The 20,415-nt window shown below is 47.9% G+C and carries 20 protein-coding genes and 1 other RNA gene; 10 read left to right on the top strand and 11 right to left on the bottom strand.

What is annotated here, in order from left to right; all coding sequences use genetic code 11:
- Positions 1-75 precede the first annotated feature (75 nt).
- The 6 genes from ribH to rnpB all read left to right on the top strand — a co-directional run bounded on the left by ribH (position 76) and on the right by rnpB (position 3,769).
- Positions 76-573 carry a 6,7-dimethyl-8-ribityllumazine synthase gene (gene ribH, locus C8R14_RS09055; protein ID WP_011635477.1) on the top strand — a complete coding sequence of 166 codons (498 nt, stop codon included), beginning with the start codon at positions 76-78 and terminating at the stop codon, positions 571-573.
- Positions 570-1,073: a transcription antitermination factor NusB gene (gene nusB, locus C8R14_RS09050; protein WP_011635478.1), complete on the top strand. Its 504-nt coding sequence runs from the start codon at positions 570-572 to the stop codon at positions 1,071-1,073. Before ribH ends, nusB begins: the two co-directional genes overlap by 4 nt.
- Before the next feature lie 274 nt (positions 1,074-1,347).
- On the top strand, positions 1,348-2,334 hold the full coding sequence (gene thiL / locus C8R14_RS09045; protein ID WP_011635479.1) for a thiamine-phosphate kinase: 987 nt from the start codon (positions 1,348-1,350) through the stop codon (positions 2,332-2,334).
- A complete protein-coding gene (locus C8R14_RS09040) occupies positions 2,312-2,854 on the top strand; it encodes a phosphatidylglycerophosphatase A family protein (RefSeq protein ID WP_011635480.1) in 543 nt (180 codons plus the stop codon). Before thiL ends, C8R14_RS09040 begins: the two co-directional genes overlap by 23 nt.
- Positions 2,851-3,393, top strand: coding sequence for a CinA family protein (locus tag C8R14_RS09035; protein WP_011635481.1), 543 nt, complete (start codon positions 2,851-2,853; stop codon positions 3,391-3,393). The genes C8R14_RS09040 and C8R14_RS09035 overlap by 4 nt, the downstream gene beginning before the upstream one ends.
- A gap of 87 nt (positions 3,394-3,480) precedes the next feature.
- Positions 3,481-3,769, top strand: an RNA gene (gene rnpB / locus C8R14_RS09030) — RNase P RNA component class A.
- A gap of 96 nt (positions 3,770-3,865) precedes the next feature.
- Here rnpB and C8R14_RS09025 read toward each other — a convergent pair.
- From C8R14_RS09025 to C8R14_RS08990, 8 genes are all read right to left on the bottom strand, one after another.
- Positions 3,866-5,107 (bottom strand): porin, encoded by a 1,242-nt coding sequence (locus C8R14_RS09025; protein WP_011635482.1) that lies wholly within the window; start codon positions 5,105-5,107, stop codon positions 3,866-3,868.
- 323 nt (positions 5,108-5,430) lie between these two features.
- Positions 5,431-7,050, bottom strand: coding sequence for a DNA helicase RecQ (gene recQ, locus C8R14_RS09020; protein WP_011635483.1), 1,620 nt, complete (start codon positions 7,048-7,050; stop codon positions 5,431-5,433).
- Positions 7,047-7,457: an RNA-binding S4 domain-containing protein gene (locus tag C8R14_RS09015; RefSeq protein WP_011635484.1), complete on the bottom strand. Its 411-nt coding sequence runs from the start codon at positions 7,455-7,457 to the stop codon at positions 7,047-7,049. The genes recQ and C8R14_RS09015 overlap by 4 nt, the downstream gene beginning before the upstream one ends.
- Positions 7,454-8,287 (bottom strand): sulfite exporter TauE/SafE family protein, encoded by an 834-nt coding sequence (locus C8R14_RS09010; RefSeq protein WP_011635485.1) that lies wholly within the window; start codon positions 8,285-8,287, stop codon positions 7,454-7,456. Before C8R14_RS09010 ends, C8R14_RS09015 begins: the two co-directional genes overlap by 4 nt.
- 7 nt (positions 8,288-8,294) lie before the next feature.
- The gene (locus C8R14_RS09005; RefSeq protein ID WP_011635486.1) at positions 8,295-9,977 is read right to left on the bottom strand and encodes a bifunctional protein tyrosine phosphatase family protein/NAD(P)/FAD-dependent oxidoreductase; all 1,683 of its coding nucleotides are present in this window, start codon (positions 9,975-9,977) and stop codon (positions 8,295-8,297) included.
- A 110-nt stretch (positions 9,978-10,087) separates the two neighbouring features.
- Positions 10,088-10,513: an ArsR/SmtB family transcription factor gene (locus tag C8R14_RS09000; protein WP_011635487.1), complete on the bottom strand. Its 426-nt coding sequence runs from the start codon at positions 10,511-10,513 to the stop codon at positions 10,088-10,090.
- Positions 10,510-10,977: a YeeE/YedE family protein gene (locus C8R14_RS08995; protein WP_011635488.1), complete on the bottom strand. Its 468-nt coding sequence runs from the start codon at positions 10,975-10,977 to the stop codon at positions 10,510-10,512. Before C8R14_RS08995 ends, C8R14_RS09000 begins: the two co-directional genes overlap by 4 nt.
- A gap of 29 nt (positions 10,978-11,006) precedes the next feature.
- Positions 11,007-11,435: a YeeE/YedE family protein gene (locus C8R14_RS08990; RefSeq protein ID WP_011635489.1), complete on the bottom strand. Its 429-nt coding sequence runs from the start codon at positions 11,433-11,435 to the stop codon at positions 11,007-11,009.
- A 108-nt stretch (positions 11,436-11,543) separates the two neighbouring features.
- On the opposite strand from C8R14_RS08990, the gene C8R14_RS08985 reads away from it, so the two are divergent.
- The gene (locus tag C8R14_RS08985) at positions 11,544-12,407 is read left to right on the top strand and encodes an MBL fold metallo-hydrolase (RefSeq protein WP_011635490.1); all 864 of its coding nucleotides are present in this window, start codon (positions 11,544-11,546) and stop codon (positions 12,405-12,407) included.
- An 84-nt stretch (positions 12,408-12,491) separates the two neighbouring features.
- Here C8R14_RS08985 and mepK read toward each other — a convergent pair whose 3' ends face one another.
- The 3 genes from mepK to C8R14_RS14125 are packed head-to-tail and all read right to left on the bottom strand — an operon-like array spanning position 12,492 to position 15,025.
- The gene (gene mepK, locus C8R14_RS08980) at positions 12,492-13,076 is read right to left on the bottom strand and encodes a peptidoglycan L,D-endopeptidase MepK (RefSeq protein WP_011635491.1); all 585 of its coding nucleotides are present in this window, start codon (positions 13,074-13,076) and stop codon (positions 12,492-12,494) included.
- 58 nt (positions 13,077-13,134) lie between these two features.
- Positions 13,135-14,706 carry a L,D-transpeptidase family protein gene (locus C8R14_RS08975; protein ID WP_242500180.1) on the bottom strand — a complete coding sequence of 524 codons (1,572 nt, stop codon included), beginning with the start codon at positions 14,704-14,706 and terminating at the stop codon, positions 13,135-13,137.
- The gene (locus C8R14_RS14125) at positions 14,678-15,025 is read right to left on the bottom strand and encodes a hypothetical protein (RefSeq protein WP_240142229.1); all 348 of its coding nucleotides are present in this window, start codon (positions 15,023-15,025) and stop codon (positions 14,678-14,680) included. Before C8R14_RS14125 ends, C8R14_RS08975 begins: the two co-directional genes overlap by 29 nt.
- Before the next feature lie 185 nt (positions 15,026-15,210).
- Here C8R14_RS14125 and dnaA point away from each other — a divergent pair, with 185 nt between their 5' ends.
- From dnaA to gyrB, 3 genes are all read left to right on the top strand, one after another.
- Positions 15,211-16,590, top strand: coding sequence for a chromosomal replication initiator protein DnaA (dnaA, locus tag C8R14_RS08970; RefSeq protein WP_011633139.1), 1,380 nt, complete (start codon positions 15,211-15,213; stop codon positions 16,588-16,590).
- A 204-nt stretch (positions 16,591-16,794) separates the two neighbouring features.
- On the top strand, positions 16,795-17,916 hold the full coding sequence (dnaN, locus tag C8R14_RS08965; protein WP_011633140.1) for a DNA polymerase III subunit beta: 1,122 nt from the start codon (positions 16,795-16,797) through the stop codon (positions 17,914-17,916).
- Positions 17,917-17,973: 57 nt separating this feature from the next.
- Positions 17,974-20,403 carry a DNA topoisomerase (ATP-hydrolyzing) subunit B gene (gene gyrB, locus C8R14_RS08960; protein ID WP_011633141.1) on the top strand — a complete coding sequence of 810 codons (2,430 nt, stop codon included), beginning with the start codon at positions 17,974-17,976 and terminating at the stop codon, positions 20,401-20,403.
- The last annotated feature ends 12 nt before the right edge of the window (positions 20,404-20,415 follow it).

Here is a 20,415-nt window from a genome sequence, read left to right as displayed (position 1 = left end):
CACTTTTGCTATCAATTTCCGGCCACAAGGCCAATCAACCAACTTTAAAACAAAGAGCAGAGAGGTACGTCTTTTATGTCCTACTATGACAATATTCTCGAAATAGATTCAGACCTCAATGGAAACGGGCTGTGCATCGGTATTGTCATGAGCCGTTTCAATATTGATACGAGTGAAGGGTTGCTTGGCGCCTGCACAACGGAACTTGCCAAACTGGGCGTGCAGGAAGCAGATATCGTTCTGGTAACTGTACCCGGTGCGCTGGAGATTCCGCTTGCGCTACAAAAACTCGCCATATCTGACCGGTACGATGCCCTGATTGCTTTAGGTGCAGTTATTCATGGTGAAACCTATCATTTTGACGTAGTGGCCAATGAATCGGCACGCGGGCTGATAGCAGTCGGACTGGAATACGACATCCCCATTGCAAATGGCATTCTTACAACGGATAACGAAGATCAAGCCACTGCCCGTATGACCGAAAAAGGGGCTGAAACCGCGCGTGTCGCGGTAGAAATGGCCAATCTGGCATTAACGCTTGGCGAAATGGATCAATCCACCACCTCTTCATGATACCAACAGACACTGCTCCACCATCCAAACCAGCACAAGGACACAAAGGCTATAAAAATCGCCGGCGTCTGTCACGTGAACTGGCCTTGCAGGGAATTTACCAATGGCGTCTTGCCGGGGGAAATGCTCAGGAAATTGACCTGCAACTGCAACAGGTCAATTTTTACAGCAAAGCGGATGGTTCCTACTTTTCCGATTTGCTGCAGGGTGTATTGGAACATTCCCGTGATCTGGAAGCACAAATCCAAGCTTATCTTGATCGGCAGCTGGCAGAACTAAGTCCGGTGGAATGTTCGATTCTCCTAATTGGTACCTATGAAATGGTGCATCATCCTGAAATACCCTGTCGGGCTATCATCAATGAAGCGATAGAACTGGCCAAGAGTTATGGCGGGACAGACGGGCACAAATACGTCAACGGTGTACTGGACAAACTGGCCGCCCAGTTGCGGGCTGTTGAACTTCAATCCAGCCCCGTCCGGAATAAGGATCCACACTAGATCCGGTCATTACGTCGATAGCAACACCTCTCTAAAAAATTGTTTAACCAAAACAGTCAACAGGAAAAGAGGGGGTGATTTATTTTGCCATTGCAAACGCTGTTTTCTTTTCCTTATCTTCGCGAGCCGCAACCCAGTGTGGCGTGGTAATCTAGTTTCTCTAGCACCATTGCTGCTGGGGGGTTGCTTCCCGCCATCCGTCAACATCACACTCACGGTTGCAGTCCGCAATAATAGCTATCGATTTATCTAACTTTTCATAAATGGTGTAGCTATGAACTCCGAGTTTGACATCATTAATCGCTATTTTTCCCGTCCCGTACGCAACGCGCTGCTGGGGCCGGGAGATGATGCCGCATTAATTACCTGCACACCAGGAATGGATTGGGCCGTATCGGTTGATACGCTGGTCTCGGGACGACATTTTTTCCTCGATATTGAGCCTTCTACACTGGGTCACAAAGTGCTTGCTGTCAATCTTTCCGATATGGCTGCCATGGGTGCTACACCGCGCTGGATAACGCTTTCTCTGACATTAACTGAAACACTCGCACAGGATGATGCCTGGCTCAAGGCTTTTTCCAGTGGGTTTTTCGCGCTGGCAGATCAGTATCAGATCGAGTTAATCGGCGGAGATACCACCAGCGGCCCACTCAATATTGGTGTACAGATCATTGGCGAAGTCGAGCAGGGCAAAGCCCTCCGGCGAAGTGACGCCAAGCCGGGAGATGATATCTGGGTATCCGGTTTTTTGGGAGACGCTGCCCTGGCGCTGCAATTCCTGCAACAGCGTATAACACTGACGGAGCAAGAGGCAACTCCTTGTCTAATCGCATTGTATACCCCCACACCGCGTGTTGTTCTTGGAAAAGCGCTGGTAAATGTAGCGCATAGTGCAATTGATATTTCCGATGGTCTGCTGGCTGATCTCGGCCATATTCTGGAACGATCCGATGTTGCCGCCACAGTTGATTTCGACCGCATTCCCTGCTCTCCGGCATTAAAAAACAAACTGCAACAGGAAAATGCCACTCGGCAATTGGCCATTGACTGTTTATTATCAGGCGGTGATGATTATGAACTGTGTTTCACCGCACCAGAAAACAGGCATGATGTCATTGCACAACTTGCGCAGCAAACGGGCGTGAAACTCTCCCGCATCGGCAAAATCGTGCCGGGAAAAGGATTGGCCGTACTAAATGCCAATGATAACCCGCTAATTTTTAATAATAAAGGCTATGATCACTTCCTTACCCGATGACTATTCACCACGACGTCAAACGCCACTAAAACCAGATATTACCTTTGTGCATGTCCGGCTAGCGCATTTCATTGCAATGGGCGCTGGTGTCGGTCTCATCCGCTTCGCTCCGGGCACTTTTGGCACACTTGCCGCCATCCCTCTTTTCCAGCTTTTGGATTCGATCCTCGAACCCGTTTCAGTGCTGCTGATCCTTGATGTTTTTTTTATCCTGGGGATCTGGGCATGCGCAGTCACCGGACGAGCACTCAATTCACCCGATCATTCCGGCATGGTGTGGGATGAAATCGTCGCCTTCATGCTGGTGCTGTTTTTCACACCAACCCACTGGGTCTGGCAGCTGGCCGCTTTCCTGTTATTCCGGTTCTTCGATATTGTCAAACCTGCCCCCATTGGCTATCTGGACAGCAAACTCAAAGGTGGATTCGGCGTCATGCTGGATGACCTGCTGGCAGCGTTTTATACCCTGCTTTGCCTCGCAGGCTGGAAATCGATGGTGCTGTTCGAAAGCTACTTTTGAGCGCTTACCCAACCATTCCGGATGACGTAACGCTGCTGGAATTCGCCCGCCAAACCGGACAAACTCTCAAAAATAACGGGTTGAAGCTGGTTTCAGCAGAATCCTGCACCGGCGGCTGGATCGGGCAGATCGTCACCGCCATTTCCGGCAGCTCCGCCTGGTATGATTGCGGTTTCATTAGCTACAGCAATTTATCCAAGCAGCAGCTGTTGCGTGTACAACCACAAACGCTGACACAGTTTGGTGCGGTTTCCGAACAAATCGCACGGGAAATGGCGCAAGGTGCGCTCACGATGAGCCAGGCTCAGGTTGCAGTGTCCGTAACCGGCATCGCCGGCCCTACCGGCGGTTCCACAGAAAAACCGGTCGGCACCGTTTGTTTCGCCTGGATACTGGAGAATTCATCTACAACCGCTGCAAACAGCAAAACCTGCCGGTTCCGCGGTGATCGCGAAGCCATCCGGCGACAATCTGTCGCCACGGCACTGCAAGGTATCCTTGAACTACTGAAAAACGCTACGTCTCTATCCCTTGCCTAAGCAGCAGGGTATCCCTGGCCATTGAACCTGGAACACAGATTCAATCATCTGTGTGTTTAATTTGTGCCTCTGTTAGAATCAGTGCGGGAAGTCGGTCAGACAGTCGCTGCCTGGTAACAGGGAGAGGAAAGTCCGGGCTCCACAGAGCAGGATGCCGGTTAACGGCCGGCCGCCGTGAGGTGAGGAACAGGGCCACAGAGACGAGCGTATTAAGTTACGGTGAAACGCGGTAACCTCCATCCGGAGCAAGATCAAATAGGCAGATGATGACGCTGCTCGCCGAGTCTGTGGGTAGATCGCTTGAGCATACGGGTAACGGTATGCCTAGAGGAATGACTGTCCATGACAGAACCCGGCTTATCGACCGGCTTCCCCCATAAACAACTTCAATAACAGATTTAAGCAACTTCAAAAAGAAAAAGGGCAGAGTAATCTGCCCTTTCCTACAGTGTGATTAACTAATTGTTAATAATTAGAAATCGTGGCGAACACCGACTGTGTAAACGTTACGGTCAGCATCTACGCCAGGAGCAAGATTTCTATCTTTTACCCAAACGCGCTGATAACCACCAAACAGGCTGGAGCGACGGCTCAGGTTATGAATCACACCGACGGTAATGTTTTCAACGTTACGCTTGGCATAGGTTCCAAATGGCTCAGTAGCCTCACCAGTTTTCTTGGCGACAGCCATACCCCCTTGTGCAACCAGCATGGTGTTACCAATAGTGTAATCTGCACCAACGATCCACAGACTACCGTTACCATTCGGGTTCATAGCGGAGTTACATTGGCCACGACCGTTGTTACCTAGAGCGTTAATATCTCCAAATGCTGCAGCCTGGGTACAAGTAGCTGCCCCACCAAATGGGTTAGCATCAATTACATGCTCATACTGGCCACGCAACCGGAAATCAGCCACGCTGAAAATTGCACCACCACGCCAGATTTGCTCATCTTTTACACCATATGATTTCTGGAATTTACTGACATTATCCCGGGAATAGGCACCAAACACATCGACACCCACGATATCAAACTGGCCGCTGTATTTAGCGGCAGCCTGGAAATCCCATTCGCCGTTTTCACCACCGGCATTCTCACTGCCAATAGCAGTGGCAGAGCCAGGAAGTCCCATAAAATTACTAGCACCCGTTGGGTCAATTTTGTCGGCATCACCGGGCATCAACAAACCGGCTACGGAGAAACCTTCCACTACTGGTGAATCAAAACGTACTGCACTTTTGACGAAACCGTGCTCACCAGAACCATAACCATTGGCGGAAGAAACCATCAAACCACCGCTACCATTGGCGTGCAGACTGGTTTCAGCAAAGGCATCAACCGTAAGGCCACCGGCGAAATCACGCAACACGGATTGAACGCGACCAAATTTGAGTTCACCCCATTGATCACCACCTAATCCCACCCATTGCTCACGTGCGGTGTTATGAAGATCTCCTCCCGGATTGAGTGCATATTCGATACGACCCAGCGCACGCAGCCCCATACCCAGATCTTCAGCAATCTGCAGACCCCAACGGGATTGCAGTGCATCATCCGCTACAGCGGTCTGTGCATTGAATCCGTCAACATCAATAGTTGCATACTCAGCCTGCAAGCGGCCGAAAATGGTGACATGTGTACCATCGGCAGCGGCAGTGAGCGGAACTGCCATCACGCCAGCGATTGCCAGTGCCATCAGTTTTTTATTCATTTGAAACTCTCCTTAAAGAAAAATATCTGGATCAATAAAGATGGACCTTGATTCTCTATACATCTACATTCTTTACTACTTCCGTTCCTGCCTGATCAGAGGTGTTGCATATCGCATACTTTTCCGAACAGAAGGGTTGAACGGATTGTGCCCAAGCAGAATCTGTTGTGCAACACCAAACCCGATTTTTATACTTTTTTCACTAAATTATGTTGTGTTATTGCAACACTCTGGCTCTATTCATAAAAAAATCTGTTTTTTACTGTGTATAAATCGGGGGAAAAGCTGGATCGTCACAGTCCAACGGACCCAAGAAGAAGTATTTACCGGATTTCACATACATCAGGCGCAGATAAACCAATGGGAGCTTGCTGGTGTGAAGCAGAATGATGATAAGGTGACAAACGCAGCTTTATGCGGGTTTCTCCACGCAAAATACCTCTGGCCGCCGGTGCGAGCTGCAGGGTAAACCGTTCCCCGCCAGCAGTGAAATAACCCAGTGCCAGCAGGTGTCTGAATACGATGCGCCAGCCTTCGATGCTGAGTTCATGACCAATGCCGAAGGTGCTGACGCGATCATGTCCCCATTGCCTGATCCGGTTGGTCTGTTTTCCGGTCAGGACATCAATCAGATATTCCATGCCAAAATTCTGACCTGTCCGGTAAACGCAGGACAGTGCTTTCTGGGCAGCAAGCGTGACATCCTGAACGGGAGTGGTGGTCAGGCAGGCATCACAATTGCCACATGCCAGTTCACTGCTTGAATCAGATGGTTCGCCAAAATAGTCAAGCAATCGTGTTCTGCGACAGGCGGTTGTTTCACACAGCGCCAGCAACGCATCCAGCCGGGCAGTAGCGGCTTGCTGGACTGGAATGGATATTTGTCCTGCGTTGGATTCAGCCTGATAACGCAACCGGATAATATCGCTTGGCCCATACACCATCCATGCATCAGCCGGCAGGCCATCCCGCCCGGCCCGGCCGGTTTCCTGATAATAGCTTTCAATACTTCTGGGCAAATCCAGGTGCGCAACAAAACGGATATCCGGTTTATCAATCCCCAGCCCGAATGCCGAGGTAGCGATCATGACAATGCCGTTCTCCCGCAGAAATTTTTTCTGGTGTTGTGTGCGTACAGGTGTTTCCATACCGGCATGGTAGGCAAGCGCCGGAATGTGATTAGCATTCAGCCAGGCGGCTGTTTCTTCAGTTTTTTTGCGGGATTGGCAATAAACGATACCTGCCTCGCCGGGATGCTGATTGCGGATAAAGTTTAACAGCTGTCGCCGGCTGTTGGATCGGGCGGTAATGCGGTAGCAAAGATTGGGACGATCAAAACTACTGATGAAAGCACGTGCCTGGCCTAACTCAAGACAACGCAGAATATCGGTGCGGGTTCTGGCATCAGCGCTGGCAGTCAGGGCGATACGCGGTACGCCCGGAAATTTCTCCGGCAGCATTGAAAGCCTGCCGTATTCTGGCCGGAAATCGTGCCCCCACTGGGAAACGCAATGCGCTTCATCAATAGCAAACAGGGCAATGGGAATACGCTGCAGCAGCGCGTGAAAGCGGTTGGTCAGTAATCTTTCCGGTGCAACATAGACCAGATCGTAGTTGCCCGCCAGCATGTCTTGTTCGATTACTGCTGCAGCTTTGGAAGTTTGCGTAGAATTAAGATATGTTGCCCGCACACCGCGTTCATGCAATACAGAGACCTGATTTTCCATCAGTGCAATCAGTGGTGAGATGACAATGGCCACGCCATCCCGCAATAATGCTGGCAGCTGGTAGCATAACGATTTACCGCCACCAGTCGGCATTAAGACCAGGCAACTGTTTCCGTTTGCGATATGGGTAATGATTTCAGCCTGCTGCCCGCGAAATTCGGTGTAACCAAAGATTTCTCTGAGCAGAGTTTGTGCACGGACAGCCAGGGAAGTCATTTCCCGTCCACAAAGCGCTCCAGGTCGCGCCGCACACGCTTGGTCGGCCGACCTTTACCAGCGTAACGCGGTGGCGTTGGCTGCGATTTGAGCTCTCCTGCCAGCATCTCGCGCGCTTGTCGGCTTTCTTCTGTTTCTTGATAAAGTAGGCGAGCTTCCGTAGCAGATCGACGCTGATTGGACAATGCCAGCACTTTCACCCGATGATGATACGGCCCGATGCGAATATCGAGCATATCGTCTACGTTCAGGATTCTGGATGGCTTCACCCGCATGCCGTTAATTTGCACCTGGCCACGCTCAACCGCATCAGCGGCTTGCGAGCGCGTCTTGTAAAAACGGGCAGCAAACAACCATTTATCGATGCGGAGTTTCTCATCTGTGGCCTGTGCACTCTTTTCAGTCATGGCATATCCGGGGTGAATAGGTCAATAAAAAGCATAAGCCCCTTGATAAGCATACTGAGCGCAATGCACCAAGTCAGAATAGCGAAACCACGTTCCAGCTTGGCTTCGTCAAAACTGTGAGCATAGTGTTTGCCGATCAGCGTACCGGCAACTGTACCTGCGGTAAAAGGTAAAGCAAGCGGCCAGTTCATAAAGCCCATGGAGGTTGCCGAAATAACGCCCGTCAAGGAGATTAGCGCTGTAATGGAAAGCGCGGTGGCAATCAGGGTTTTCATGGATAAATCTGAGACTTTCCTTAGCGCAGGAATGATGATGAATCCCCCTCCCACACCGAGCAAACCGGATAGAAACCCGGTTGCAGCACCTGAAACCAGCAATCCTTTGGCACAGGGAATGGTCCATATCAAACGGCCGCTTTCCAGATTGAGCTGACAAGGTGGAAAAACAGCTTCTTCCGGCTGTGCAGCAAGATTACTCTTGCGATACATGTACAAAGCCGCATATGCCAGCACAGCAGAAAACAATACCGTCAGCAATGCATCAGAAAACTGCTGCGCCACCCATACTCCGGCAGGCGTAATCAGCATACCAGTACCCGCAATGAGACCAGCTGCCCGGTAGCGAATAATTCTTTGTCTGAGGGATGAATAAGTGGCGACTGCTGCTGATACGCCCACTGACAGCAACGCAACCGGCGCGGCTTCCGCTACGGTTACGTTCAGGCCAAAAATCAGTAAGGGAACGGCAATAATGGTGCCACCGGAGCCGGTTAGCCCAAGTACAAACCCCGTAAAAATACCCGGCAAAATACCCAGCCAGTGAACTTCCATACAGAATCTATTTGGATTCAGTGGATCCAGCCAGCCACTCACGTCCTTTCAGCAGACAATCCCAGTATACCCATGGGAAAAGATTAACTTTCATCCACCAGTATAACTTTCTGGCAATAACCGGGTTAAGCGGAAAAGTTGGCAGCAATTTTCCGCCATAACCAAATTCTGCCAGAACCACTTTGCCATTTTCGACGGTCAACGGGCAAGCGCCGTAACCATCGTAAACCGCGCGAAGTTCACGTCCTTCTTTTGCTGCCAGCAGATTTTCAGCAACGATGACCACCTGTTTTCTAACCGCGGCTGCTGTTTTAGAGTTAGGAGCAGAACAGGCATCACCCAGTGAGAAAACATTGGAGAAGCAAGTGCTTCGCAGTGTTTTGGGATCAACCTCACAGAATCCGGCAGCATTTGCCAGTGGACTGTTGCTCAAGAAATCCGGCGCGACCTGGGGTGGCGTGATGTGCAGCATATCGAACGGCTTATCGACACGGGTAACTTCGCCTGCCTCATTCTTGATTTCAAAGGTAGCAATTTTTTCCGGGCCATTGACCTTGACCAGATTGGAATTGAACACCAGCCCGGCATGATATTTATGAACATACTCCATCAAAGGCGGCACAAACTCGGGAACCCCAAACAAAACTGCTCCTGCCAGATCAAATTCGACATCGATTTTGTCCAGAACGCCATGGCGCTGCCAATAATCACAAGATAAATACATCGCTTTCTGTGGAGCTCCAGCACATTTGATCGGCATTGGCGGTTGTGTAAACAGCGCCTTACCACCTTTAAGCTGTTGTACCAGTGACCAGGTATATGGTGCGAGATCGAACAGGTAGTTAGAGGTGACGCCGTTTTTGCCAAGTGTTTCCTGGGCACCTTCTATTTTTTCCCAGGCCAGACGAATACCTGGACATACGATCAATTGACGGTAGCCGACGGAACGACCATCTGCCAGATGAACCAGATTTTTTTCAGGCGCAAATTTGGATGCTGCTACCTTGATCCACTCTGCGCCATGCGGCATGACATCAGCTGTATTGCGAGCGGTCTGATCAATAGCATACGCGCCGCCACCGACCAACGTCCAGGCAGGTTGATAATAATGTTTCTCGCTTGGTTCAATAACGGCAATACGTAGAGATGAACGCCGACGCAGCAGGCTTGCAGTTACTCCTAGACCAGCTGATCCGCCGCCTACCACCACAATGTCAAAAACATCATCCCAGTTGCAAGCTGCGACTGTTTCGGTCTGACGTTTATCTGCCGGTTCACAATAAGTTTCGGCTACATCCTCCACTTTTTCTTGTGTGCCAGTACTGGCAGATGCTGTAGAAGCGCCGGTATTGCGAGTGTACAATGCCTGGGCACGATTACCCGAGCCGCAAAAAGCCAGTACCGGGCCAGGCAGTGTTTGCATCAGTTGGTGAAAAGCAGAACATTTTTCATCTGAAACCTGGCCAACTTCAACCGGCATATAAGCAAACTGCAACCCAGCCGCCTTCGCTGCGTTCTCCAGTGCAGTGCGAGCTGGCTGACTTTCTCCGCCTTCTCCATCGGGGCGATTACAAATAATCGACTTGTAGCCCGCAGCCGCAATGCCAGCGATATCATCCACGCTAATCTGGCCAGTGACTGCTATTTTTTTATCCAGTTCTTTCCATTTTGTTTCAGGGGTGACACTCATAATGATTTCTCCTTACTTTTGTTTTTTATTACTGTCGATTTGATAGCGGCTTCGTATCGGTATGTAGTGTAACTGCTCCAGAGACTGCTCCAGAGTTGAATTCCAAGAGCTTAATCCTGCTCTTGCGGATGCCGTTTGTCAGCGTGAACATTGCTGGTGGAACGACATGATTCGTCGCAACCATTTGTGTCATCTGAAATTGGGTAATTTTCATTTCCGCAGTATAAATCAAACAGTGTGCTAATGATTTGCACTGCTTCCCGGCTGGCAAGACTGTAATAAATATATTTTCCCTGGCGTTCCGTGGAGACAAGCCTTTCCTCTCGCAGCACAGTAAGTTGCTGCGACAAGGTAGGTTGCCGGATACCCAATAATTGCTCCAGTTCGCCGACATTCTTCTTTCCCTGTATCAACTGACACAGGATCATCAGCCGGTCTTCATTAGCTAGAATTTTCAGCATGGAACAGGCTTTGATTGCAGCAGCCTTTTTTTCCACCATGGCCGACAGAGCCTGTTGCAGGTATGAATCTATCATTCTCTGCCAATATTTTTTTGTTGTCGATCATTTGGTTTTGAAACAGCCTGACGGTATTTTTCCAGTCGATCAAAAATGATCATACCCAGCAACATAGCCATCATAAATATGATGGCTCCGGAATGACCCGATGCAGCCAGAACCAGACTTGGCCCCGGACAAAGACCTGCCAGTCCCCATCCTGCACCAAACAACAGACTGCCCAGGATTAGACGGCGGTCAATCGTATGGGAAACAGGCAAATGAAGCGGTGCAGACAATAGCGTTTGGCCACGTTGTTTTGCTGCCCTGAAAGCAAGAAATCCGATGCTGATCGCGCCCAGCATGACAAGAGCCAGTGAAGGATCCCAGGATCCGGCAACATCCAGAAACGCTAATACCTTTGCAGGATCTGTCATGCCAGACAGGATCAACCCCAGACCAAAAATCAGACCGGAAAGCAATGCAGCAATTAAGATAAGCATATATTTTCCTCTCAAAATTGAATGCAACGCTAGCTCAAGCTATGGCGAATAATGTAAACCACGCACATTCCCATGGCCATAAACGAAATTGTTGCCACCACTGAACGTGGTGAAAGACGCGATAGACCACAAACGCCATGACCGCTGGTACAACCAGAGCCATAACGAGTCCCAACTCCGACCGCCAACCCGGCCAACGCCAGCATTGCATAACTGGTTTCGACATGAACTGGAGGCAGTTCGCCCAGCCAACGCCACAACCACGGAGCGAGCAATAATCCAATAACAAACGCCGCTCGCCAGGCAAGATCTCCTTTACGTAATTCGATCAACCCGCCAACGATACCGGATATGCCCGCAATCCGGCCTGCAACGAGCAGCAGCAGCGCAGTTGCCAGGCCAATAATCATGCCGCCTGTGAATGCGCTAACCGGGGTAAATGATTGCCAGTCAATCATAAGTTTTCCTCCTTGACAGATAAATTATCCTAACACATTATATATTTTTATGATTTAATGTTTTATATATTAAAAATATTTGAATACAAACAACCCAAGGAGATGATGATGCAACCCAATATCCAAGCTTTCTTTGATCCTGTTACCGGGACAGTCAGCTATGTTGTGTTTGACAGGTCGGGAGGGCGTTGCGCCATTATCGACCCGGTGCTTGATTACGATCCCAAATCCGGGAGAACAAAACACCACTCCGCTGATGTACTGATCAAATTTGTGCACTCAAAGAAGTTGACGACGGATTGGATACTTGAAACCCATGCGCACGCTGATCATCTTTCTTCAGCGCACTACCTCAAGCAGGAACTAGGGGGGAAAACAGCCATAGGCAGCCGGATTCCCGACGTGCAGCAGGTATTTAAAAAGCTGTTCAACATGGGGGCAGATTTTCAGCCGGATGGCTCGCAATTTGATCATCTGTTTGATGACGGTGACAGCTTTGAGGTGGGCGAACTCAAGGGTAAGGTGATTTTCGTACCTGGCCACACACCGGCTGACCTTGCTTATCAGTTCGACGATGCAATTTTTATCAGTGATACGATGTTTATGCCAGATATAGGGACGGCACGTGCCGATTTCCCCGGAGGCGATGCCCGGCAGCTTTATCGATCTATCCGCAGGTTGCTGAATAATTATCCACCGGAAACAAGATTGTTCATGTGCCATGACTATCCACCCGGTGACCGCCCGGTACAGTGGGAAAGCACAGTCGCTGACCAGTGTGCCAACAATATTCATGTACACGACGGTATCAGTGAAGACGAATTTGTCGCGATACGTACCACACGTGATGCCACATTAGATGTGCCGGTACTGATTCTGCCATCCGTTCAGGTCAATGTGCGTGCCGGCCAGATGCCACCCGCTGAAGATAATGGCACTGTGTATTTGAAAATACCGATTAATGTATTGTAAGCAGGTTTATGTGAACACCTGGTCAGGAAACTGGCCGGGAAGAATGTACCTACAGGAGTTTTTGATCAATCAGAAGTTTTCTAGTTACCAATAGCGAACGTTACCGGTATCAACATGGATAAAATTTGATTCCGGGTAGTAGCCAACGCCTCCAACACGCATCGACATGGCCGCACGTCGCAACGCATTAAGTGGAACACCGGGCAAACGAATATCTATTGCCTTACCTTGCATATGCAGGCTTTTTTTAGCTACACCGTGGCTTTTCGCTGCGAGGGTAGCATTGGTAGCCGGCGATCGATACCCAGAAATTACCTGAAATTCTTTTGAGCTGCCTGTTTTATGGTGCAGATGCTGGATCAGATCAAGCAATCCTGGATCAATCGGGTGACGTTCACCGGAACGATGGTCGCGCAATACTTTAGCTATCGCCTGCAATGCTTCCGGAATATATTTTCCCTGCTCCCAGTAAGCTGTCCTGATTCTTTCTCCGGTATGCAGATTTAACAAGGACAGGCGTTTTTCATAAATACGGGGGGAATTGGCAGCATTGGCTGCCGGCATGGCAAATAGTGCACATGCGCCTAAACTGGCTTGCAACAGTCGCCGCCGACTGTTGCCATGTGCGGTAAGTGTTTCCAGATTGTCTGCAATGATAAGTTTGGACATTGTTATCCTCCATGATCGTGCCAAATTAAAAAGACTGTCATAGACACTTTTCCGGCTGTTACCAGTGGGCGTATGCCAGCGCCCGTTTGTCACGCCCGTAGACATCGGATGAAAAGTAAACTTCGCCCTGCTCATCGCTCCAAGCGGTCAGATACAATAAATAAACAGGTATTTTTTCAGGTAAATGCACGGTTTGTGTCTTGCCACTGCTGATTTTTTCAGCAATATCGGCTTGTTCAAATGATTGCCCTAAGACAAACTCTGCCAGTTGCAATGGCTTCTCCAGACGGATACAACCCGAGCTGAAAGTACGAATATCCTTCTGAAACAGATATTTGGAAGGCGTATCGTGTAAATAGATGCTGAAAGGATTGGGAAACATGAATTTGATAGTGCCCAGTGCATTTCTTCTACCAGGATCCTGGCGCAAGATATAAGGAAGAGATCTGCTGGTCGAATGCCAGTCGATAAAATCAGGATTCAGCTCGGATTCATATTTGTAATCGGAAAATACCCTGATTCCCTCGGAAGCAAAATAATCCGGGTTATATCTCTGTTTTGGCAGTAAATCCTTGCGTGCAATGCTGGCAGGCACATTCCAGTACGGGTTAAGAACCAGGTGAGTAATTTTGCTGTTGAAACTTGGTGTTGAACGATAATCGCGCCCGACAACTATTTTCATATCCAGCACGCGCACATTCTCCTGGACTGCCACCAGATTAAATCCGGCAATATTGACCAGGATATAGCGATCACCGAGTTTCCTGGGCAGCCAGCGCAATCGTTCAAGCGTGATACGCAACTGCTGAACATGCTCTCCTGGCGTTATGTTCATGGCTCGCCGGGTATTTTTACCAATAATGCCATCTGCATTTAATCCGTGTTGACGCTGAAAGGCCTTGACCGCTATTTCCAGCTGATCATCATAAAACTCGCTATCACTGACAACAATACCATATTCCGGTTTTTCAAAAATATGATATGCCTCCTGAATACGTTGACGTACCTGTGGAATAGAAGTATGCCTGGTATGCGGGCGAATCAATGAAGTTTCCTCCGGTATCCTGGTCCATATGGTATCGGCAGCAACCAGTGTACGAAATTTGTTCAACAGTTGTTTGAGCGAACGGTATTGTGGAATATCAGGTGGCAAATCTGCAAAGGCCTGTTCCAGTTTTCCTGAAGTGAGTGCTTGCTGCAGAAACGTTACCGGATCAAATTGCTGTTGTGGAATGTGCCAGTCCGGATCAGCCAGAGAAGCCGTCAGCCGGCCACTGTGCAAATCATGGGCAAGCGCCAGCAATGATCGGGTTGTATCCAGTTCGAGTAGTAGGGAAATTGGATCAGAAGTTTCGTTACGAAGTTTTCGTAAGGATTCAATATGGTAATCATTGCTGGAAAGCCCTTCTTCATCAGCCTGCCTAATAAGCACTAACGCAGTGTCCAGCAAGACAGCAGAATGACCAGCCAAAGTCCAGACTGGTTGATAATCACGTTGCGCATAAAATCGCTGCAGGTTTATCTGTACCGCACTATCCTGATTGTTCTGAATATTTTTTGCCAGTTGTTCGCGTATCGATTCTGCGCTGGCAATCCAATTTTCAGCAATGACGGGCAAAATCGTAAACATCAGCGCAAGAAAGGTTAAATACCGCGCTGCCGCTGAAGGATTGATCCAGAACTTTTTGGAATTTTGAATAAATAACAAAAAAATATTCCTGTATTCCCGGTTTAAAAGGGCCATTATCAGACAGTTTTCCCTCTGTACCCAGAGCAGTTTTTAAAAGATATTTTGTAAAGATATGTTTTTTATCATACCTACCCGGGTTGATAAAATGAAAATCAAAAGGATAAATCTGAAAGCTATTGGCCGGTTTTCTGACTGCCGCAAACACAGGCCAAACAAAATCAACAGAGCTGTAATCCAGGCCTGGCGAAGCTGTACGCAATAAGACAACCTTTCCGGAAAAACTTCATTATACTAACCTCCTCAGCAGATAAACGGGGTTCACGTAAACTTATAAAAAACCCTTTTGCTTTTACACCGCACTTAACTGTTTGTTTTTCCTCTCTAGTTTTTTTCAAGTTTCACCGGAATACTTTTCTAAATCCGGGTTAATTTCTTCTACTTGTCATGCAGAAAATAGAGACTTTCTGGTATTTCTGTCTTAAGCATTTCAAACAGGAATTGAATGGACAGCAGTTTAATACCTGGATCAAGCCGCTCAAGCTGGAAATCTGTCCGGATGTGGAAAATACCCTGGTCTTAATTGCTCCCAATCGTTTTGTATTGCAATGGATCAAGGATAATTTTGTCAACCGCATCGACGAAATGGCACAAGGTCATTTCAATGAAAAAATCCATTTCAAACTGGAGCTGAAAGATCCAGCCGAGATCAAAACAGCAACAATCAAGGCACCTGAACCGAAAAGCAAGGAAGACAAGAAACCACCTACAGATAAAGCGCATGGCACCACCGCCAGAAAAACCAATCCCAGCCGGCTCAATCCTGCTTTTACCTTTGACGCCTTTGTTACCGGGAAGGCCAATCAGCTGGCACGTGCCGGGGCCATTCAGGTAGCAGAACGACCAGGTATTGCCTATAACCCTTTGTTTATTTACGGGGGGGTAGGATTAGGCAAAACGCATCTGATGCATGCGGTCGGCAATTACGTTATGGAACTGGATGCCGGGGCCAAAATCCGCTATGTCCATGCTGAAAAATATGTATCGGATGTCGTCAGTGCTTATCAGCACAAGTCATTCGATAAATTCAAGCTTTACTATCATTCGCTTGATCTGTTGCTGGTGGATGATGTTCAGTTTTTCAGCGGTAAAAACCGGACACAGGAAGAATTTTTCTACGCCTTCAACGCATTAATCGAAGCACACAAGCAAGTAATCATAACTTCCGATTGTTATCCGAAGGAGATTTCCGGGCTGGAGGAACGTTTGGTATCAAGGTTCGGTTGGGGATTGACCGTGGCGATCGAACCCCCCGAACTCGAAATGCGCGTAGCCATTCTGCTCAAAAAAGCTTTCATCGAGAAGATCGAACTGGACGAAAGTACCGCCTTTTTCATCGCTAAATATATCCGTTCCAATGTCCGGGAACTGGAAGGCGCACTAAAACGGGTTCTGGCGTATTCACGCTTTACCGGTCATCCGATTTCCCTTGATCTGGCCAAGGAAGCGTTAAAGGATCTGCTAGCCATACAAAATCGGCAGATTTCAATCGAAAACATTCAGAAAACCGTAGCGGATTACTACAAAATAAAAGTAGCCGACATGTACTCAAAGAAACGTGTCAGGGCTATCGCCCGACCCAGACAAGTTGCAATGGCTATCGCCAAGGAACTAACTCAGTTAAGTCTGCCTGATATAGGCGAAGCTTTCGGTGGAAGAGACCATACAACTGTACTGCATGCCCATCGTAAAATCGTAGAACTACGTGCTTCTGATCCCGGAATAAACCGGGATTACAGTACATTGATACATATCCTGCGTGGATGACGTAATACGCCAATAACCCCTGCATGTTTTGTGGATAACTCGCATAAAATCCTGATTGGAAAATTTTGTTCACAATTCATCCACAGGCTATACTCAAATCATACAGGATTAATTTAACGTGTAAATATATAATATGTAAGTAATTTTGTTACTTATCCTTATTTTTTTCACTGCTTAATTATTATTATTTAGTTTTTAAATTAAATGAAACTAACAATATCCGACCGGGATTTGCTGTTCAAACCACTACAAACAGTGAGTGGTATCGTAGAACGAAGACACACGCTTCCCATACTTTTAAACGTCCTGATTTCAATCAGGGATGGCAAACTGGCACTGGTGACAACAGATCTGGAAATAGAAGTCGAGGCAACTTCCAATATTCCGGAACTGGAAAATCAGGGTTCACTGCAAATGACTGTTTCTGTCAGAAAATTACAGGACATATTGCGCGCTTTGCCATCTGGTTCCCCAGTCGAACTGATCCGGTCAGAAAACCGGTTACAAATTGTTTCTGGAAAAAGCCGTTTTAGTCTGCAACTACTTCCGGCTGAAGATTTTCCGAGAATGGCCAAGGACAATGAGCGTTGCGATGCCTCGTTCACACTGACACAACAAATACTGAAAAAGCATCTGCAGCGGGTATCACACGCCATGGCGCAGCAGGATCTGCGTTATTACCTGAACGGGACATTATTGCTGATCGAAGACAACAAGCTGATGCTGGTAGCCACTGACACGCACAGACTGGCGATAACTTCTTTCGATCTGGATGGACAGTTTGAAAAATCGGAAACAATTATCCCGCGCAAGACGGTGTTGGAACTGATCAGACAGCTGGAAGATAGTGACAAACCGGTAATTGTCGAAATTTACTCAAAAAAGATCTGCTTCCACTTTTCAGATGCTGTGTTAGTGTCGAAAGTCATTTCAGGAAAATTTATCGATTTCAGACGTGCAATTCCGCAAACCAGTGTTTTTCAGTTCGATATAAATCGTCTTGATTTCCTCCACGCACTGCAGCGCACCGCGATTATTTCCAGTAGTAATGATTTATTTCGCAACGTTCATCTGAATATCACGAACGGAAAGCTGAATATATCCGCCAAAAACAAGGAACAGGAAGAAGCACAGGAAGAAATTGAAATCGTTTATTCAAATGAAACAATTGATACCAGTTTTAATATCGTTTACCTGATGGAAGTATTGAACAACCTGGATAGCGAGCATATCAGGTGCTCTTTTGAGAACATGCAAAGCGCTATATTAATTACGTTGCCGGATGATGATCAGTTCAATCATGTCCTAATGCCAATGCGCGAGTAGTACAAACCTGCTCGCCTTATCAGATTTACCGGAATTACAAAAGAGATAACTTTAAATATGAATACAAGTCAGCCAGAGTCCACCAAAAATACCGAGAGCAGTCAACGCGATTACGACTCGAACAGCATTAAAATTCTGAAGGGACTGGATGCTGTTCGCAAGCGCCCCGGAATGTATATTGGTGATACCAGTGATGGCACCGGGCTGCATCATATGGTGTTCGAGGTTGTCGATAATGCCATCGACGAGGCCTTGGCAGGCTACTGTGATGAAATTTCCGTAATTATCCATGCTGATAACTCCATCAGTGTTCAGGACAATGGTCGCGGGATTCCTACTGATATCAAGCAGGATGATGAGCAGAAACGTTCTGCTGCTGAAATTGTCATGACGGAGCTGCATGCGGGCGGCAAGTTTGATGACAATTCCTACAAGGTATCTGGCGGGTTGCATGGTGTTGGTGTGTCCGTGGTGAATGCGCTGTCAGAATGGTTACGACTGACGATTTACCGCAAGGGAAATGTTCATCAGATAGAGTTTCGGGACGGCGTAGCGGTTGCTCCATTGGCAGTTACTGGCCAAACCGATAAACACGGAACAGAGGTGCACTTCCTCGCCAGTCAAGCGATATTTGGTAATGTAACTTATCATTACGATATCTTCGCCAGACGATTGCGCGAACTCTCCTTTCTTAATTACGGAATCAGGATCAGGCTGGTCGACCGGCGTGATAATCGGGAAGAGACTTTTGCGTTTTCCGGTGGCATCCGTAATTTCGTCGAATACATCAACCGTACCAAAACTGTGTTGCACCCGAGCATCTTTTATGCGAAAGGAATGAAAGATGATATTACTGTCGAAATTGCAATGCAGTGGAATGACAGTTATGCTGAACAAGTACTGTGTTTCACTAATAACATCCCACAGAAGGATGGTGGCACCCATCTGACCGGATTGCGTGCAGCGATGACGCGCACACTCAACAGCTATATAGAAAAAAACGAGCTGGCCAAGAAAGCAAAGGTTGATACCACGGGTGATGACATGCGAGAAGGGATGACCTGTGTGTTGTCGATCAAGCTGTTCGAACCTAAGTTTTCATCCCAAACCAAGGAAAAACTGGTTTCATCCGAAGTACGTCCGGTGGTTGAGGAAGTTGTTTCACATAAACTTTCAGAGTTTATGCTGGAAAATCCCAATGAAGCAAAGATTATCTGCAACAAGATTATTGAAGCTGCCAGAGCACGGGAAGCTGCCAGAAAAGCCCGCGAACTGACACGCAGAAAAGGCGTCCTGGATAGTATGGGTTTGCCTGGAAAACTGGCAGACTGTCAGGAAAAAGACCCGAAACTATGCGAGCTTTATCTGGTGGAGGGAGATTCTGCCGGCGGTTCTGCTAAACAGGGACGTGATCGTAAATTCCAGGCAATTATGCCGCTCAAAGGCAAAATCCTGAACGTCGAGAAATCCCGCTTTGACAAGCTAATTTCCTCCCAGGAAATCGTGTCACTTATAACTGCTTTGGGAACAGGCATCGGCAAGGATGAATACAACCCGGATAAACTGCGTTACCATCGCATTATCATCATGACTGACGCGGACGTGGATGGATCGCACATCCGGACTCTGCTGCTGACCTTTTTCTACCGGCAAATGCCTGAATTGATTGAGCGTGGTCACATTTACATTGCGCAACCACCTTTGTACAAAATCAAACATGGCAAGCAGGAACGTTATCTCAAGGATGATTATGAACTCAAGCGCCACATACTTGGTTTAGCGCTCGTGGGTGCAGAACTGCATCCCGGGATGGATAATCCACCGATTGTCGGAGAAACATTAGCAAAGATTGCAGATGAATACCTGGTAGCTGAGGCAGTGATTGAACGAATGAGCCAGTTGATTGATCGGGCTGTGATGTATGCGCTACTTAAGCAACCTAATATCGATCTAAGTTCAGAAGCCAGTGCACAAGACAGCGCCGTCAGATTGGCATCGTTGCTGGATGATGTTGAAATTACTGCGGAATACGATGAAGATTCTGAGAATTACCAGCTCAGGATTAATCGTAAACAGCACGGCAATCTTCGAACTAGTTATCTGGATACTGATTTTCTGAAAAGTGGTGATTTCGCCAAGATCAGGCAAACTGCACAAATATTGCATGGTCTGATCGGTGAAGGTGCGAAGGTTAAGCGGGGTGAACAGGAAGTACCCATTCTGGAATTTAAGGAAGCTCTGGAATGGTTGCTGGCGGAGGCCAAGAAGGGTGTTACTATCCAGCGTTACAAGGGACTGGGAGAAATGAATCCGGAGCAGTTATGGGAAACGACGATGGATCCGAGTAATCGCCTCCTGTTACGTGTACAGATTGAGGATAGTATCCTGACCGATGAAATCTTCACTACCTTGATGGGCGATGTGGTCGAGCCTCGCCGGGCATTCATTGAAAGTAATGCTCTTCGCGCAAGGAATATTGACATTTAGGTGAATTTTGAG

The organism is Nitrosomonas eutropha, from assembly GCF_003201195.1.
In the GTDB taxonomy this organism is placed as follows: domain Bacteria; phylum Pseudomonadota; class Gammaproteobacteria; order Burkholderiales; family Nitrosomonadaceae; genus Nitrosomonas; species Nitrosomonas eutropha.
The sequence above is the reverse complement of the archived record's forward strand: the minus strand, read 5'-3'. Positions and strand labels throughout refer to the sequence as shown.

What these genes read in the sequence shown, in the direction of transcription:
- ribH (WP_011635477.1), top strand. Translation starts at nt 76, where the DNA reads ATGTCCTACTATGACAATATTCTCGAAATAGATTCAGACCTCAATGGA.
- nusB (WP_011635478.1), top strand. Translation starts at nt 570, where the DNA reads ATGATACCAACAGACACTGCTCCACCATCCAAACCAGCACAAGGACAC.
- thiL (WP_011635479.1), top strand. Translation starts at nt 1,348, where the DNA reads ATGAACTCCGAGTTTGACATCATTAATCGCTATTTTTCCCGTCCCGTA.
- C8R14_RS09040 (WP_011635480.1), top strand. Translation starts at nt 2,312, where the DNA reads ATGATCACTTCCTTACCCGATGACTATTCACCACGACGTCAAACGCCA.
- C8R14_RS09025 (WP_011635482.1), bottom strand. Translation starts at nt 5,107, where the DNA reads ATGAATAAAAAACTGATGGCACTGGCAATCGCTGGCGTGATGGCAGTT.
- recQ (WP_011635483.1), bottom strand. Translation starts at nt 7,050, where the DNA reads ATGACTTCCCTGGCTGTCCGTGCACAAACTCTGCTCAGAGAAATCTTT.
- C8R14_RS09015 (WP_011635484.1), bottom strand. Translation starts at nt 7,457, where the DNA reads ATGACTGAAAAGAGTGCACAGGCCACAGATGAGAAACTCCGCATCGAT.
- C8R14_RS09010 (WP_011635485.1), bottom strand. Translation starts at nt 8,287, where the DNA reads ATGGAAGTTCACTGGCTGGGTATTTTGCCGGGTATTTTTACGGGGTTT.
- C8R14_RS09005 (WP_011635486.1), bottom strand. Translation starts at nt 9,977, where the DNA reads ATGAGTGTCACCCCTGAAACAAAATGGAAAGAACTGGATAAAAAAATA.
- C8R14_RS09000 (WP_011635487.1), bottom strand. Translation starts at nt 10,513, where the DNA reads ATGATAGATTCATACCTGCAACAGGCTCTGTCGGCCATGGTGGAAAAA.
- C8R14_RS08995 (WP_011635488.1), bottom strand. Translation starts at nt 10,977, where the DNA reads ATGCTTATCTTAATTGCTGCATTGCTTTCCGGTCTGATTTTTGGTCTG.
- C8R14_RS08990 (WP_011635489.1), bottom strand. Translation starts at nt 11,435, where the DNA reads ATGATTGACTGGCAATCATTTACCCCGGTTAGCGCATTCACAGGCGGC.
- C8R14_RS08985 (WP_011635490.1), top strand. Translation starts at nt 11,544, where the DNA reads ATGCAACCCAATATCCAAGCTTTCTTTGATCCTGTTACCGGGACAGTC.
- mepK (WP_011635491.1), bottom strand. Translation starts at nt 13,076, where the DNA reads ATGTCCAAACTTATCATTGCAGACAATCTGGAAACACTTACCGCACAT.
- C8R14_RS08975 (WP_242500180.1), bottom strand. Translation starts at nt 14,706, where the DNA reads ATGTTTACGATTTTGCCCGTCATTGCTGAAAATTGGATTGCCAGCGCA.
- dnaA (WP_011633139.1), top strand. Translation starts at nt 15,211, where the DNA reads ATGCAGAAAATAGAGACTTTCTGGTATTTCTGTCTTAAGCATTTCAAA.
- dnaN (WP_011633140.1), top strand. Translation starts at nt 16,795, where the DNA reads ATGAAACTAACAATATCCGACCGGGATTTGCTGTTCAAACCACTACAA.
- gyrB (WP_011633141.1), top strand. Translation starts at nt 17,974, where the DNA reads ATGAATACAAGTCAGCCAGAGTCCACCAAAAATACCGAGAGCAGTCAA.